Annotated in this window: 13 protein-coding genes; 6 read left to right on the top strand and 7 right to left on the bottom strand. The window is 67.1% G+C overall.

The annotated features are described in order from the left end of the window. Both HX774_RS04280 and HX774_RS04285 read right to left on the bottom strand, forming a co-directional pair. A partial coding sequence (locus HX774_RS04280; RefSeq protein ID WP_370523338.1) for a DUF4139 domain-containing protein occupies positions 1–905 on the bottom strand: 905 nt, incomplete at its 3' end. Positions 906–909: 4 nt separating this feature from the next. Next, complete coding sequence (locus HX774_RS04285; protein ID WP_178824529.1) at positions 910–2334, bottom strand: DUF4139 domain-containing protein; 1425 nt, start codon at positions 2332–2334, stop codon at positions 910–912. Positions 2335–2461: 127 nt separating this feature from the next. Between HX774_RS04285 and HX774_RS04290 the strand changes: the two genes are divergently transcribed. The 4 genes from HX774_RS04290 (at position 2462) to HX774_RS04305 (ending at position 6875) form a co-directional block, all read left to right on the top strand. Continuing rightward, entirely contained in the window at positions 2462–2848 is a 387-nt protein-coding gene (locus HX774_RS04290) for a hypothetical protein (RefSeq protein ID WP_178824531.1), read from the top strand. 75 nt (positions 2849–2923) lie between these two features. Further along, a complete protein-coding gene (locus HX774_RS04295; protein WP_178824533.1) occupies positions 2924–4999 on the top strand; it encodes a TonB-dependent receptor domain-containing protein in 2076 nt (691 codons plus the stop codon). Beyond that, entirely contained in the window at positions 4999–6378 is a 1380-nt protein-coding gene (locus HX774_RS04300) for a PepSY domain-containing protein (RefSeq protein ID WP_178824535.1), read from the top strand. The genes HX774_RS04295 and HX774_RS04300 overlap by 1 nt, the downstream gene beginning before the upstream one ends. Positions 6379–6392: 14 nt before the next feature. Then, positions 6393–6875: a copper chaperone PCu(A)C gene (locus tag HX774_RS04305; RefSeq protein WP_178824537.1), complete on the top strand. Its 483-nt coding sequence runs from the start codon at positions 6393–6395 to the stop codon at positions 6873–6875. A 319-nt stretch (positions 6876–7194) separates the two neighbouring features. On the opposite strand, the gene HX774_RS04310 is transcribed toward HX774_RS04305, so the two are convergent. Together HX774_RS04310 and HX774_RS04315 are read right to left on the bottom strand one after the other, a co-directional pair. Then, entirely contained in the window at positions 7195–7503 is a 309-nt protein-coding gene (locus tag HX774_RS04310; RefSeq protein ID WP_178824539.1) for a hypothetical protein, read from the bottom strand. A gap of 198 nt (positions 7504–7701) precedes the next feature. Then, positions 7702–8379: a hypothetical protein gene (locus tag HX774_RS04315; protein WP_178824541.1), complete on the bottom strand. Its 678-nt coding sequence runs from the start codon at positions 8377–8379 to the stop codon at positions 7702–7704. A 403-nt stretch (positions 8380–8782) separates the two neighbouring features. Between HX774_RS04315 and ychF the strand changes: the two genes are divergently transcribed. Continuing rightward, positions 8783–9880, top strand: coding sequence for a redox-regulated ATPase YchF (ychF, locus tag HX774_RS04320; RefSeq protein ID WP_114816911.1), 1098 nt, complete (start codon positions 8783–8785; stop codon positions 9878–9880). A gap of 130 nt (positions 9881–10010) precedes the next feature. After that, positions 10011–11282 carry an O-acetylhomoserine aminocarboxypropyltransferase/cysteine synthase family protein gene (locus HX774_RS04325; protein WP_178824543.1) on the top strand — a complete coding sequence of 424 codons (1272 nt, stop codon included), beginning with the start codon at positions 10011–10013 and terminating at the stop codon, positions 11280–11282. A 123-nt stretch (positions 11283–11405) separates the two neighbouring features. Here the strand turns inward: HX774_RS04325 and HX774_RS04330 are convergent, their stop codons facing one another. The 3 genes from HX774_RS04330 to HX774_RS04340 form a co-directional block, all read right to left on the bottom strand. Then, complete coding sequence (locus HX774_RS04330) at positions 11406–13016, bottom strand: M28 family peptidase (RefSeq protein ID WP_178824545.1); 1611 nt, start codon at positions 13014–13016, stop codon at positions 11406–11408. A gap of 112 nt (positions 13017–13128) precedes the next feature. Continuing rightward, the gene (locus HX774_RS04335; RefSeq protein WP_218650268.1) at positions 13129–14769 is read right to left on the bottom strand and encodes a M28 family metallopeptidase; all 1641 of its coding nucleotides are present in this window, start codon (positions 14767–14769) and stop codon (positions 13129–13131) included. Positions 14770–14911: 142 nt separating this feature from the next. Next, the gene (locus tag HX774_RS04340; RefSeq protein ID WP_178824547.1) at positions 14912–15787 is read right to left on the bottom strand and encodes a cytochrome c1; all 876 of its coding nucleotides are present in this window, start codon (positions 15785–15787) and stop codon (positions 14912–14914) included. Positions 15788–15789 lie beyond the last annotated feature (2 nt).

Genomic DNA, 15789 nt, shown 5'->3' on the forward strand with positions numbered 1-15789 from the left:
GGCGGGGGTGGAGGCGGCGCACCGCCATAGCCCGTGAACTCCCCCGATCCGAACGTCGTCGTCCCCTGCGGCCAGCACTGGTTCTGCTGATAGCGCACCACCGGCTCGACCGGCACGGTCCCCTCATCCTTCCGCAACGTCCCCGCCACCACCTGCACCGGCGCATTGGGGAAGCCCGTCCCGCCAAAGTTGGCCAGCGTCACCCACCCGGTCAGGTCCAGCGTCCCGTCCGACGGGTCCAGTCGCGCTACATAGTCCGCCGACCACTGCAGCCCCGTCGCCAGATAGGCCAGGGTGACGGTGTGCCGTCCCGCCCGCTCGGCCCGCGTGCGGACCGAAAGCACAGGCTGGTCGCCCAGCCCCTCGGGCACGCGATCGAAGATGACGCGTTCGGTCTGGCCGGAGCAGTCCAGGGCCTCGAACCGACCGTCGATCTCCAGCACCGTGCCCTGGGCCCCCGCGCGGATCACGGCGGCCTTTTCCACCTGCTCGCCGGTCGCGGGATTGGTGCGAACCACGCGCACCACCTCCCCCACCGACTTCTCCATCAGGCTTGCGGGCGACAGCAGGTCGAAGTCGGCGTTGCGCTCGACCACATGGGCCGGCAGGCCCTCCAGGACAGCGCTCTGCGGCACCACGCCCGTAGCCAGACCCCGGAAACGGATGATCCCCTCGCCCGCGGGCAGGTCGACGGTCCGCGTCTCGACGATCAGGGCCAGACCTTCGCGGTCCAGCCGGCTCCACGGCTGGCGCGACTGCTCCATCAGGGCGACCGTATCGACCGGCTGGTCGCGGTAGATGACCACGGTCGCCGTGTCCGGGCGCGCGGAGACGCTTTCGGTCTGCGCCCACACCGAGGGTGCCAGGACGGTCAGGGCCGTGGTGATCGCCAGAAGGCGGCGCATCGGATCAGCCGCCGGTCGTGATGGTCGCGGTCAGCTTGGTCTCGCCGTTGGCGGGCACGGGCACGCGCCAGACCACGGTGCGGGCGTCGCGCATCTCGCCCTCGATGCTCTGCTCGCTCAGCTCGGTGTCGCGGCCCAGACCGCGCTGGCGGACCTCGACCGTCACCGGCTCGGGCCGGGCGTTGCGGACCGTGTATTCCATCGCATAGCGGGTGCGGAAATAGTCGACCAGGCGCTTGGACACTCGCTCGGACGAGACCAGACGCGGCTGCACCGTCACGTCAAAGGCGTCGCCGGTCGTGACCACGATCTCGGACCCGGCGGGGGAGTGATCCACCTGATCCTCTCCGATGAAGCGCGGCTCGCCCGCCTCATCCTTCACATAGACTCGCATCACCCCGGCTGGCAGGGCGCGGGCGGCATTGCCCGAACCGTTCGAGAAGATGACGCCGACCTCGGCCGCGACGGGCTCCTCGAAGGTCTGGAAGCCATTGATGACGTTCAGATAGCGCTTGGTCGCGGGCACGCCCGCCGCGTCGATCAGGCCGACCTGCTTGGTCTGGTTGTTGGCGACCGTGACGGCTTCCGGCAGCGGATAGACATAGACGTCGGCCAGGGCGCCCTGCCCGCCCGTCTGCGTGCCGTTGCCGCGCTGGCCGGGCCGCACCATGCCGCGCGGGTTGTAGCCGCCCTGGTTGATCAGGTTGACATCGCCCGCCACCACCCGCGTCTGAGCGTTCGAGAAGGTCGCGCCGGAGTTGTTGGTGATGGTGATCCAGCCGGTCAGGTCCAGCTTACCGGCCTTCTCGTCGAACCGCGCGACATAGTCGGCCTTCCACGCCAGGCCGGTGGTCAGATAGCTGAGCGTCGTCTCGCGACGGCCGGCGCCCTCGGCGTCCAGGGTGACGCTGAGCGTCGGGCGCGGGCGCAGATTTTCCGGCACACGATCAAAGATGACCCGCGTCGGCACCCCGTCGTCGCGCAGCACCTCGATCCGGTTTCCGATCTGCAAGACCACGCCCTGATTCGCCGCCAGGACGCGGGCGCGCTCGGTTGTCTGGGCGCCCGAGCCGGGGTTGGTGCGGACGATGCCGATGTCGCCGCCGACAGCGCTTTCCATCAGCTTGCCCGGCGTCAGCAGGTCATAGTCGAAGTTCTGCTCGACCACCGACAGGCCGCGTCCCGACAGGCCGACCGTCTCGGGCCGGATGCTGGCCGACACGCCCGGAAACTCCTGACGCGAGCGCCCGGCGGGCACGTTCAGGTTCCGCACGTCCTCCACCAGGGCGATGTTCTGATTATAGACGGTCAGGGAGACGCGATCGGGACCGCCCGGCCCCTCCTCCACCTGTTGCGCCCATGCTTGAGAAGGGAAGACGGGCGCGGCCAGCAGCATGGCGACGGCGAAGGGTCCGAGTGCGCGGATCATGAGGTCTTCCCTGAGCGTTTCGGCGGCCACGCTGACACGGAGAAACGGCCGTTGTCGAGGGTGCGCGGCGTCCCGTCGCGCTGGACGGCTCTGGCTTCACATTGCGGGAAGGTTTAAGCCCCGGCCTGTGACCCGGTCCCAGAGTGAAAACTGGTCGATTGCGCGCTCGCTGGCCTTCCTGGCCGCGACGTTCGCCATCGTGATCGGAACCCTGCTGCCGTTCGCGGCGCTTGCGGCCTCAGTTCCCGGTCAGCCCATCGTCATCTGCTCGGCCGAGGGGCCGCAGACGATCCAGACGGGCGGCGTCGACGGCCCGGTCAACCAGCATGTCGGGGCCAAGTGCGCGGCCTGCGTCATGCCCCTGCTGGTCGCCCTGCCCGAACCGCCCGCGCCCGCTCCGGCTCCAGCCGTCCGCATGGTCGCGCCGGTCGTCTATACGCCCTTCCGCGTCAGTCCTCCGCCGCCGGCCCGTGCGCCGCCGCGCCCGCCGTCCACCGCGCCTCCGCACGCCTGAAAACCAGACCTATCGACGCCGCGCGCCTGCTGACGGGCCGCGCGGATGCATTTCTGTTTTCAGGATTCCAGTTTCATGTCTTTCAAGACCACTGCGGCGCCGTGCGCGCTGCTCATCGGCGCCTGCCTGGCGCCCGCCTTTGCTCATGCCGCCGAAGCTGACGGGCCAAACGCTGAAGGTCCGGCCACCGTCGTCGACAGCATCATCGTCACCGGCCGCCGCAACGCCGAAGACCCCGCCGTCGTGGCCGAGGCGCGCGACCGTCTCAGCCGCACCCCCGGCGCCGTGGCCGTCGTCTCAGCCGAGAGCTACGCCGACCGCTTCGCCCAGGGCTTTTCCGACACCCTGAGGAACGTCCCCGGCGTCCTGGCGCAAAAACGCTACGGCGAGGAAAGCCGCCTCTCCATCCGCGGCTCGGGCATCGCCCAGGGCTTCCACCAGCGCGGCGTCCTGTTCGCCCAGGACGGCGTGCCCTTCGCCGACGCCGACGGCTTTTCCGACTTCCAGAGCGTGGACGCCCTGAGCGCCCGCTACATCGAGGTCTGGAAGGGGGCGAACACCCTGCGCTTCGGCGGGGCGCAGCTGGGCGGGGCGATCAACCTAGTCACGCCGACGGGCCGTACGGCGCTGCAAGAGAACCTGCTTCAGCTGGAAGGCGGCAGCTTCGCATCCTGGCGCGGCCACGCCGCCGTGGCCCGCACACATGACGACTGGGACATCTACGCCGCCGTCACCGGGATGCAGAGCGACGGCTGGCGCGACCACAGCGAACAGTCGCAAGCCCGCCTGACCATCAACGCCGGGCGTTCGTTCGGCGAGGACCGCGAGGTGCGCCTGATCGCCCAGGCGGCGGACATCAAGCAGGACATCCCCGGCGCCCTGACGCTGGATCAGGCGCTGAAGACGCCGCGCATGGCCTCGACCTCAGCCCTGACCGGGGATCAGGCCCGCGACCTGACGGTCAAGCGCCTGACGCTGCAGACGCGCTGGCGCTTCAACGAGACCACCCTGTTCGAAGGCGCGGTCTGGGGCTGGGAGAAGTCGCTCTATCACCCGATCTTCCAGGTCGTGGATCAGGAAAGCGCCACGCGCGGCGCCTTCGCCCGCATCGACTGGACGGGTCAGGTCGCGGGCCTGCGCGCCGACGCCTTCTATGGCTTAAGCTGGCGTGACGGCGACCTGGACGCCCTGCGCTATGTCAACATCGCCGGCGATCGCGGCGCTCTGACGGCCAAGGGCAAGCAGGAGGCGACCGGGCTCGACGTCTTCGCCGAAGGGCGGCTGTTCGTCACCGACCGGCTGGCCCTGGTCGCGGGCGGGTCCTGGGGGCGGGCCACGCGCGACTATCGCGACCACCTGGCCCCGGCCAATGACGACAGCATCGACTACGACTGGTTCTCGCCGCGCCTTGGCCTGTTGTGGGAAGCCGAAGACGGCGCCCAGGTCTTCGCCAACGTCACCCGCTCGGTCGAGCCGCCGACCTATGGGGCGCTGGTGCAGGCCCCGCTGGCCGGCTTCATCCCGGTCGAGGTTCAGGACGCCTGGACCGCAGAGATCGGCACGCGCGGGCGACGCGGCGCCCTCGCCTGGGACCTGACAGCCTATCGCAGCCAGATCGACGGCGAGATGCTGAACTTCATCACCGGCCCGGACATTCCCGCCGCCACCTTCAACGCCGACAAGACCCTCCACCAGGGGATCGAGGCCGGTCTGGACTGGCGCCTGCCCGTCGAACTGGCGGGCGGCTCGCTGTTGCTGCGCCAGACCTGGACCTGGAGCGACTTCCGCTTCGACGGCGATGCGCGCTGGGGCGACAACCGCCTGCCGGTCGTGCCCGAGCATCAGTACCGGGCCGAGCTGACCTGGCGTCACGCCTCGGGCGTCTTCGTCACCCCATCGGTCGAGTGGCGGATCAGCAGCCCCTATGTCGACTACGCCAATACGATGAAAGCGCCGGACTATGCGGTGCTGGGCCTGACCGGCGGCTTCAACATCGGCGCCAACGCCTCGGTCTATGTCGATGCGCGCAACCTGACGAACGAACGCTACGTCGGCGAGTTCTCCGCCGTGACCGTCGGCGACGCATCCAGCGCCGTCTTCTTCCCCGGCGAGGGGCGCTCCGTCTTCGTCGGCGTCAGGCTGGCCTACTGATGGGCCGTCCCGCCAAGAGCAGGGGCGAGGCGCCGGACATCATGTCCGGCGCCTATCGCGCGGTCTGGCGCTGGCACTTCTACGCCGGGGTGCTGGTCATGCCCTTCCTGATGCTGCTGACGCTGACCGGCGGCCTCTATCTGTTCAAGGACGAGATCGATCAGGCGGTCTATCGCGCCATGATCCAGGTCCCGGCCAGCGCGCAGACGGCCGATCCCGACCAATGGCTGGCGGCGGCGGCCGTCGCCGGACAGGGACGAGCCGCGAACGTCCTGGTCCCGGCGCGATCCGATCAGGCCGTGCGTGTCCGCGTGGATCGCCCGGACGGTTCGCAACGGACCGTCTTCGTCGATCCTCATACGGCCCGCGTCACGGGCGTCACCGCCTATGGCGGCGTGACCGAGACGATCAAGGCGCTGCATTCCCTCAGCCTCGTCGGCGGGCCTGTCGGCAAGGCGCTGAACATCCTGGTCGAGATCGTCGCGGGCTGGGCCGTCATCCTGTGCGCCACCGGCCTCTATCTGTGGTGGCCGCGCCAGCGAGCCGGGGCGGTGCTGCGGCTGAAGGAAAGGGACGCGGGCCGCCGTCCCTTCTGGCGCGACCTGCACGCCGTGACCGGCTTCTATGTCGGCGGGGTGATCATCTTCCTGGCGGTGACGGGCATGCCTTGGTCCGCCGTCTGGGGCGATCAGTTCATGGGGGTGACGCGCGGCACAGGTCTGGGCCGTCCGCCCGCGCCCGCCGCCGCCAGCCCCTGGAGCCACGCCAAGCCGCACGACGCCCCGGCCGGCGTAGGCTGGACGCTGGAGAAGGCCGTCCTGCCCGCGCCCGCTCACGGCCATGCAGCCCCTAGCCTGAGCCGCGTGCTGCAAACCACGCGTGAACAGGGCCTGCCCCGTCCCTTCACCGTCAGCATCCCGCAATCGTCCGACCTGGCCTGGACCGTCGCGCGCCAGACGCGCCAGGCCGAGGACGCGCGCAGCCTCTATGTCGATGGCGCGACCGGAGCGGTGAAGGCCGACCTGCGCTGGGAACAGTTCGGCCTCATGGCCAAGGGCTTTGAGTGGGGCATCGCCGTCCACCAGGGGATGCAGTACGGCTGGATCAACCGCATCCTCATGCTGGTCGGCTGCATCGCCGTCTGGGTGCTGGCGATCAGCGGCCTGGTCATGTGGTGGAAGCGCCGTCCGCCCAGTCTGTCGCGCCGTCGCCTGGGCGCCCCGCCCTCGCCCCCCGGGCCTCGCGCCCGAACGGCGGTGCTGTGCATCGTCATTCCCCTGTCCATCCTCTATCCCTTGACGGGACTGAGCCTTGTGGCCGCCCTGCTGCTCGATCGAGCCGTGCGGACGTTCGCCGGGTCCAAGACCGTCGCCTCCTAGAAAGGAACCCCTCGATGAAATCCCTGTTCGCCCTGGCCGGTCTGTCGGCCGCCGCCCTGACCCTGGCCGCCTGCGGTCAGCCGGCGGAAAAGCCCGCTGACGCCGCCGCCGTCCCCGGAACCGTCACGGTCGCCGACGCCTGGTGCCGCCCGACGCCGAACGGCGCCAAGGCCGGCGGCTGCTACGTCACCCTGACCGCCGGGTCCGACGACCGCCTGGTCAGCGTCGCCACCCCTCTGGCCGACAGCGCCCAGATCCATGAGATGAAGATGGAGAACGGCATGATGAGCATGAGCGAGCTGAAAGACGGCCTGCCCCTGCCCGCCGGTCAGAAGGTCGAGCTGAAGCCGGGCTCGACGCACATCATGCTGATGGGCCTGCGCGACCCGCTGGTGGACGGCGGCGTCGCCTCCTTCACCCTGACCTTCGAAAAGGCCCCGGCCATCGGCGTCCATGCGGCGGTGAAGCAGCCGCCGGTGGTGGATTCCGAGGAGTAGAACCGGCGTCCCTCTCCCGATGGGAGAAAGATAGTTGTCTCTCTATGGTATAACCATCTGTAATATAGAATGATTTTACCAGTGAAAAATGCCGTGTAGAGTTCGTGTAGAAAATTCGTCACGCTCGCAACAAACGATGGCTAGAGTCGGTGGCGGCGTCCAATGTTTGGGCTGCTTGTCAGTATCAGCAGTTGGGCTCCGCGAGGCGTCAGGCGAAAGTCGCCGCAGCCCCTCCTGCGCCCAAGGCGCGGAAGCCCCGCCGGCCAAAGGCCTAACGCGAACGGCGGAAGTCCGCGCCAACCGTAACCATCACGCCCGCCTAGAACAGCGACAACTGCCTGTTCGCCTGATCGAAAGCCCTCCATTCCGGGGAACGCGATGCTTGATCGAGCCATGCTTCAACGAAGGCTAGCGCGCTGTCGTAACCCTCCATCGCCGCTTTCGGCGTGAAGTGCGACCTGTAACCTGTCTCGGTGATCGGCAATGGCGCTCGCTCGGGTGACACGCTCACCACTTCCAGATGGGCCATATGAGTTCGGTCGTCATAGACCAGATAGTCGGCATTCCATCGGATTTCGATCTCAATGCCGTTCCAGTGTGTGCGTTTGATTGAATAGTCCTTCTTCATATCCGCCTCGGGGGTTTGGGTTCGTACTGAACCCTTGCCCGTCGGCGAGACTGGGGGAGCAAACGGAGCGGGAGGCTTCGCGGGGTACCGGCTGCAACGAGCAGAGCGAGTGAAGCTGGGCGGAAGACTCTCCGAAGTGCGCCAGGGGCAACGCCCCAAGCTCTTCGCGATAGGGATTGCAACCCGCATGGGCTGAGATCACCGGCGCTGCCGGAAGCTCAGGGCGAAGCCTAAAGCCCGCCGCGCCTCGGCGCGGATCTTCATCTCGAAACGGATGGTGGCGTCGCTAACGATGATCCAGTCCGTCTGGTTCACCTCTGCGTTCGCCTCGGGCGGCTTGCTGTTCCGGCGAAGCCTTTCCTTGGCCTTGCCTTCGGCGACTTCTTTAGCGGCAAAGCGTTCCGCCTCCGTCATCGGCCGCACGTTGCCGTGGCGGGTCATGCGGCCCTGACCTAGCGACCGCCGCCAGGATGGATAGTTCTGCCAACGATCCAGAGCGATCAGATCGATCTGGGTCTTGCCAACATAGGGGTTGAGCTGGTTCTTCACGACAGATTCGATGAGCTTCACGCGGCCCATTGTGATCTCGCCACGCTGCGCGCGTAGTCTCTGCTCCGCGATATAGTCCTTCGCCACGGCGGAGAACGGGCGGTTGAACACCGGCAGATTGCGCTTCAGCGCAAAGCGGACTTCGCTTTCGTGATCGTAGGCCAGGGTGCGCGCCGTCGTGATGTCCGGCGTCTTCAAAGCGATGGTCTTGTAGCGGGTCGCCTTCGGCAGGCGAACGCGACAGTACCAATCCCGGCTTTGCAAATCGCCCCGCCGGAAGATGACCAGTCCGGGTTTTAGCTCTTCCTTGTCCGTGACAAACGCCATGACAGCCTCCATCGTCGTGCAGATTTCGTGCACATCGCGGCGCTAAGTCATTGATCTGCCGTGACGTGCATACATCGTGTAGGAATGCTTTAGCAGAAAATGATGTTTGTTTCCAGTTGTTTAGTGTTTTAGCCCTCTCCCGCCGGGAGAGGGCTTGAGCTTCGGAGAGCCGAAGGCGATCCGCCAAGCGAAAGGGTGAGGGTCGCAGCCCTCCGTCGGCGCAAGCCGCCGCGCCACGGCTCACGCCGATTTACAGCGCGGAACCCTCACCCTTTCGCGCAAGAACGCTCGCTTCGCTCCCGTGCGCTCAAGCCCTCTCCCAAAAGGAGAGGGTCTGTTGCTCGCCGCCGCACCTGACAAACAGCCCCGAACCGGCTAAAGGCTCGCGCTCACGAGGAATCCCATGGCTCTTAAAGTCGCGATCGTCGGCCTGCCCAACGTCGGCAAGTCCACCCTGTTCAACGCCCTGACCAAGACGGCGGCGGCTCAGGCCGCCAACTATCCGTTCTGCACCATCGAGCCGAACACCGGCGACGTGGCGGTCCCGGAGCCGCGCCTGGAGGTGCTGGCCGGCATCGCCGGGTCCAAGGAGATCATCCCCTCTCGGATCACCTTCGTGGACATCGCCGGTCTGGTGCGCGGCGCGTCCAAGGGCGAGGGCCTGGGCAACCAGTTCCTGGCCAATATCCGCGACTGCGACGCCGTGGCCTTTGTCGCGCGCTGCTTCGTCGATGACGACATCACCCACGTCGAAAACCGCATTGATCCCATTTCGGACCTCGAGATCATCGAGACCGAGCTGATGCTGGCCGACCTCGAAAGCCTCGAGAAGCGCGTCGTCAACGTGGAGAAGAAGGCCAAGGGCGGCGACAAGGACGCCCAGCAGACCCTGCGCCTGATCAACCTGGCCCTGACGCCCTTGCGCGCCGGCAAGCCCGCCCGCGTGGCCCAGGTGGACAAGGAAGACGAGAAGGCGTGGCACATGCTGCAGCTTCTGACCTCCCTGCCCGCTCTCTACGTCGCCAACGTGGACGAGGCCTCGGCCGACAAGGGCAATGAGCTGTCCGACCTGGTCGCCAAGCGCGCCGCCGAGGACAACGCCAACTCGGTGGTCATCTCGGCCCAGATCGAGTCGGAAATCGCCGTCCTGGACGACGAGGAGCAAAAAGAGTTCCTTGAGACCCTGGGTCTGGAAGAGCCCGGCCTGAACCGCCTGATCCGCGAGGCCTACAAGCTACTGGGCCTGCAGACCTACTTCACGGTCGGCCCCAAGGAAGCCCGCGCCTGGACCATCCCCGTCGGCGCCACCGGCCCGCAAGCCGCCGGCGTGATCCACACCGACTTCGAAAAGGGCTACATCCGCGCCGAAACCATCGCCTTCGACGACTTCGTCGCCCTGAAGGGCGAAGCGGGCGCCAAGGAAGCCGGCAAGATGCGCGCCGAAGGCAAGGCCTATGTCGTCAAGGACGGCGACGTGATGCACTTCCTGTTCAACAACTAAACCTGCTGCGGGGCGCGGTTAGAAAATCTGACCGGCCCCGCAGAAAATCTGAAATCCCATTGCCGGTTGGGGTTTGCTAGCCTCGGGGAATGAAGGCGCGGTTTCCGCGTCATACTCCCCGGGGATTCGCATGAAGTTCGACACGCTCGCCGTCCACGCCGGCTATACGCCCGACCCGACGACCAAGTCGGTCGCGGTGCCGATCTATCAGACCACCAGCTACGCCTTCGACGACACCCAGCACGGGGCCGACCTGTTCGACCTGAAGGTGGCGGGCAATATCTACACCCGGATCATGAACCCGACGTCCGACGTGCTGGAGCAGCGTCTGGCGGCGCTGGAGGGCGGGATCGCGGCCCTGACCGTGGCCTCGGGCATGGCGGCCATCACCTACGCCATCCTGACCATCGCCGAGGCCGGCGACAACATCATCGCCACCGGCGCCCTGTATGGCGGCACCTACAACCTGTTCGCTCACACCCTGCCCCAGTACGGCATCGAGGTGCGCTTCATCGACGCCGACGACATCGCCGCCGTCGCCGCCAACACCGATGAGCGGACCAAGGCGGTCTTCTGCGAGTCCATCGGCAATCCGCTGGGCAATGTCGTGGACTTCGCCGCCCTGGCCGATGCGGCCCACGCCCAAGGCCTGCCGCTGATCGTCGACAACACCGTGCCGACCCCCTACCTGACCCGCCCGATCGAGCACGGCGCCGACATCGTCGTCCACGCCCTGACCAAATACATCGGCGGCCACGGCACCAGCATCGGCGGCGCCATCATCGACAGCGGCAAATTCCCCTGGGCCGAGCACAAGGCGCGCTTCCGCCGCCTGAACGAGCCCGAGGTCTCCTATCATGGCGTGGTCTATACCGAGGCGCTGGGCCCGGCGGCCTATATCGGGCGCGTCCGCACGGTCCTGCTACGCAACACCGGCGCGGCCATCTCGCCCTTCAACAGCTTCCTGATCCTGCAAGGGCTGGAGACCTTGGCCCTGCGCATGGATCGGCACGTCGAGAACGCCACAGCCGTGGCTGAGTATCTAAAGAGCCACCCCAAGGTGAAATGGGTCAACTACGCTGGCCTGCCCGACCACCCCGGCCACGCCCTGATCCAGAAGTATTTCGGCGGCAAGGCCTCGGGCCTGCTGACCTTCGGCGTGGAAGGCGGCCGCGAGGCCGGCGGTCGCTTCCAGGACGCGGTCAAGCTGTTCACCCGTCTGGTCAACATCGGGGACGCCAAGTCCCTGGTCTGCCACCCCGCCTCGACCACCCACCGCCAGCTGTCGCCCGACGAGCTGAAGAAGGCGGGCGTGACCGAGGACACCGTCCGCCTGTCGGTCGGCATCGAGCACATCGACGACCTGATTGCTGATCTGGAACAGGCCTTGGCGGCGGTCTGACCGCCCGCCTCACCTCGGCAATGAAAAGGCCCTCCGCCCTGCAAGGGCGGAGGGCCTGAACATGAAACCCTCGATCTGAACCGCCCCGGCGACTTGTCCCGAGCAAGAGCGCTGACCTGAGCCCTATTTCCGCGCCGCGTCGCTGGTCGCGCGGACCTGACCGAATTCGGAGGTCGGCTTCCAGGTCGGCCATGCGTCGCTGTTGGCCAGTTGCAGGCCCAGGCGATACAGCAGGGTCAGGTTCTCGACCGCCGAACGCAGGTCCCAGTCGGCGGACCATTCGTCGCTGGGCTTGTGATAGTCAGCGCCGAACCTGGCCTTCCATGCCGCCAGACCGGCGTCACGTCCGCCGTCGACCCAGTCTACGCCATGCCACGGCATCAGGGCCGGGACGCCCGCGCGGGCGAAGGGGAAGTGGTCGGAGCGGTAATAGAAGCCCTGCTCCGGCTGACCGTCGTCGGAGACATAACGGCCTTCCTTCTCGGCCAGGGCCTGAAGATCGTCTTCAAGGCTGTTCTGACCCTTGCCGAAGATCGGCACGTCGCGGGTCGGACCCGACAGGGGCAGCATGTCGATGTTGATGTCGGCCACCGTGGTTTCCAGCGGATAGACCGGGTCGGCGACATAGGCGTAACCGCCCAGCAGGCCCATTTCCTCAGCCGCCATATGGGCGAAGACGATGGTGCGGTCGGGCGCCGGCGCGGCCTTCAGCTGACGCGCCATCTCGACCACGCCGACCGTGCCCGAGGCGTTGTCCCAGGCGCCGTTGAAGATCTTGTCGTGACCCGCGGCGTTCTCGTTGACGCCGACGTGGTCCCAGTGGGCCGAATAGATGATGGTCTCGTTGGGACGCTTGGTCCCCGGAATTTTGGCCAGCAGATTGTGGGTGCGCAGGGTGTCGGTGGTCTCGGCGACCTCGACCGACAGGGTCACGCCCGGCACGGCGAAGGCGCGGAAGTCGCCGGTGCTGATGCGCGGCGTCAACTCGGCCAGGTCCAGGCCCATAGCCTTGGCCGTGTCGGCATTGATCGCGCCCGAGAACTCGGTGTCAGCCGCGCCGGGCGTCAGGGTGCGGGTGCGGGCGTTGCCTTGCGCCATGCGGGTCCAGGCGGTGTCAGTGGCCTTCGCCTTGGAAACGGTGATGACGCCCAGCGCGCCCCGGCGCTTGGCCTCGTCCGCCTTATAGGCGCCGGACTGATAGTTGGTGGCGTACGGCCCGTTGAACAGGTCGCCATCCGGCTCTCCGCCGACGACGATGACGATCTTGCCCGCCACATCCAAGCTGCCGTAGTCGTCCCACCCGCGCTCGGGCGCATGGATGCCATAGCCGGCGAAGACGACGCCCACGTTGGCGATCGACGCCTGACCGTCATTGCTGACGGCGCGCAGGGTGATATCGGTTCCCGGCGTCAGGGCGTGGACCTGACCGTCGGCGCCGGTCCAACTGGCCTTGGCGGCGTCCGCGACGGGGGTGTAGCGCTTCAGGTCGATGACCTGCAGCCACTGGCCGTTCGGGCCGCCGGGGGCCATGCCCATGGCCTCGTACTGGGCCTGCAGCCATTCCAGCGTCTTCTTCTCGCCATCCGTGCCGGGATAGCGCCCCTGGAAGTCGTCAGCGCTGATGGTGCGGATTTCGTCCGACACGCGCTGGGCCGAAAAGTCCTGCGCCGCCGCCGAACCGGCGACGAGCAGAAGAGCGGCGGCGGCGACGCCGCTGATGAACCGACGATGCATGGAAACTCCCTCGCCCTCCCCACGGGGCTTTGATGCAAACTAATAGGGCGACCTCGCAGGAGGCCGCCCCTTACATTTTTGTCATGTTCCGCGAAGGCGGGTCAGACCTGGCCTAGTTGCGCTGGCCGGCGCTGACGGCGCGCGCCGGGCCGAACTCCGAACCCGTCTTCCACTGCGGCCAGTCGCGGCTGTTGGCCAAGGCCTGACCGGCCGCATAGACCACCTCCAGATCCTGGATCATGCCGCGATAGTCCCAGGTCGGCTCCCATTCGTCGGCGGCCTGGTGATAGCGCTTGGCGCCATATTCGGCGGCGGCGGCCTGTCGCGGAGCGATGGGCTCATCAACATAATCCCCGGTCGAGGACAGATAGGCCATCGGCACCCCGCGCTTGGCCAGCGGGAAGTGGTCCGAACGGAAGTAGATGCCCGCGCCGACACCGGCATTGCCCTCGAAGCCACGGCCCTGGGCCGCCGCCAGGGGGATGACCCGCTCGTCCAGTTCCGAATGGCCATAGCCGGTCACGCCCAGCTTGCTCATGCGGCCCAGCACGCCCATGGCGTCCAGGTTGAAGCCCGCCACCGTGGTTTCCAGCGGATAGAGCGGATTGGCGGCGTAGAACTCCGAGCCCAACAGGCCGCTTTCTTCGGCGGTGAAGCTGATCATGACGATGGTGCGCTCGGGGCGCTTGCCCGCCGACCAGTGGCGCGCCAGCTCCAGCAAGCCCGCCGTCCCCGAGGCGTTGTCCACGGCGCCGTTGAAGATACGGTCGCCGCTGGCGTCCGGCTCGCCCATGCCGATGTGGTCCCAGTGGCCGGTGTAGAGGATGGTCTCGTTCGGGTAGGTCGCGCCTTCCAGCTTGGCCACGACGTTGTGGGTGGTGATCTGATCGGTCTTCACATCGAAGCTGGCGTCGATGGTCGCGCCCTTCAGTTCGACCGGCTGGAAGTCGCGGCTGCGGGCCTTGATCTTCTCCTGCTCGAAATCGAGCCCAGCGTGGCGGAACAGGTCCACAGCCACGTCGCGCTGAATCCAGGCCTCCATCGGCACGCGCTCAGCCGACGGGTTCTGACGCACGATGTCGAACTGGGGCACGGACCAGGAGTTGGCCACCGTGGTCCAGCCATAGGAGGCCGGCTTGGTCTCGTGGACGATCAGCACGCCCGCCGCGCCCTGACGCGCCGCCTCTTCGTATTTGTAGGTCCAGCGGCCGTAATAGGTCATGGCCTCGCCGCCGAAGGTGTTCAGCGCAGGCTCCTCGAAGTCGGCGTCGTTGACCAGGACCACGATCACCTTGCCGCGCACGTCGGTCTTGAAGTCGTTCCAGTTCCGCTCGGGGGCGTTCGTGCCGTAGCCGACGAAGACCAGGGGCTTGCCGCGCAGGTCGACGCCCTCGCCGGGCAGGCGGGTGGTGATGGTGGCCTGCTGCCCCTGGACGAGCGGCTGGGTCCAGTCGCCGACCTTGATCTGGCCGCTGACGTTGGAGACGGTGAAGCGGTTCAGGCCGACCGCCTGGGTCCAGCCGCCGTTCTCGCCGCCGGGCGCGAAGCCCGCCGCCGCATATTGCTGGCTCAGATAGTCGATGACCTTCTGCTCCGCCGGGGTGGCGATGCCGCGGCCCTCGAAGCTGTCGTCGGACAGGACCTTGATGTCGTTGGAGATGCGCGCCGCATCGAAGTCAGGGGTCTGGGCGCCAACGTTCGAGGCCAGGGCGGCGGCGAACAGCAGGACGGCGGCGGACGACATCAGACGCATGGAAACAGACCCTCGACCAAATCAGAGCCCCGGACCCTATCGGTCGAAATCCGGCGAGTCGATGCGACCTGTTCCGCCTGCGCCCACGAAAAAACCCGCCGGATCGCTCCGGCGGGTCATCTCGTCTCGAATGGATTTCGCCTTAGTGGGCGACGCCCTTCCAGATGCGGCGATAGCTGGCGTAGGTGATCCCTGCGAACAGCAGCAGGAAGATGATCACGCCGAAGCCCATCTGCTTGCGCTCGGTCGCCTTGGGCTCGGAGGTCCAGGCGATGAAGGCGGCGACGTCCTTGGCCATCTGGTCGACAGTGGCTTCGGTGCCGTCGTCATAGGTGACCTGACCGGCGCGCAGCGGCGCGGGCATGGCGATGAAGCCGCCCGGAGGCACATGGCCCTCGCCTTCCCAGAACGGGGTCAGATCGCCCGCCATATAGGGGTTGTAGTGCTGGGCCGAGGTCATCTTCAGGCCGGCGGGCGGGGTCACATAGCCCGACAGCAGCGAGTAGATGTAGTTGGCGCCGTCGTGACGGGCCTTGGCCATGACCGAAAGGTCCGGCGGCATGGCGCCGCCGTTGGCCGCAGCCGCAGCCGTGGCGTTCGGATAGGGATTCGGGAACTTGTCAGCGGTGGTGGCGTCGCGCATCAGCGCCTCGCCCGTTTCGCTGTCGATGTCCGGGACCTGGGCTTCCTTGGCCAGAGCCTTCACGACAGGGTTGTCGTTCGGGTTCGGGTATTTGGGGTTCCAGAACGGCCCGTGCTTGTCGCCCAGGTTACGGAAATGCATCAGGTCCATGCCGTGGCAGGAGGCGCAGACCTCCTTGTAGACCTTGTAGCCGCGCTGAAGCTGGCCCTGATCATAGGTGCCGAACGGCCCCTCGAAGCTGAAGTTGCCCTCGCGCGGATGCTTGGCGCCCCCGGCGGCTATCGCCGGAGCGGCGATGGCGACCAGACCGACAGCGGCCGTCAGGGAAACCAGGATCTTGCGGAAGGACACGGTTTTCTTCTCGTTCGAAATCATCG

This window comes from Brevundimonas sp. P7753 (assembly GCF_013386595.1).
GTDB classification, from domain to species: domain Bacteria; phylum Pseudomonadota; class Alphaproteobacteria; order Caulobacterales; family Caulobacteraceae; genus Brevundimonas; species Brevundimonas bullata.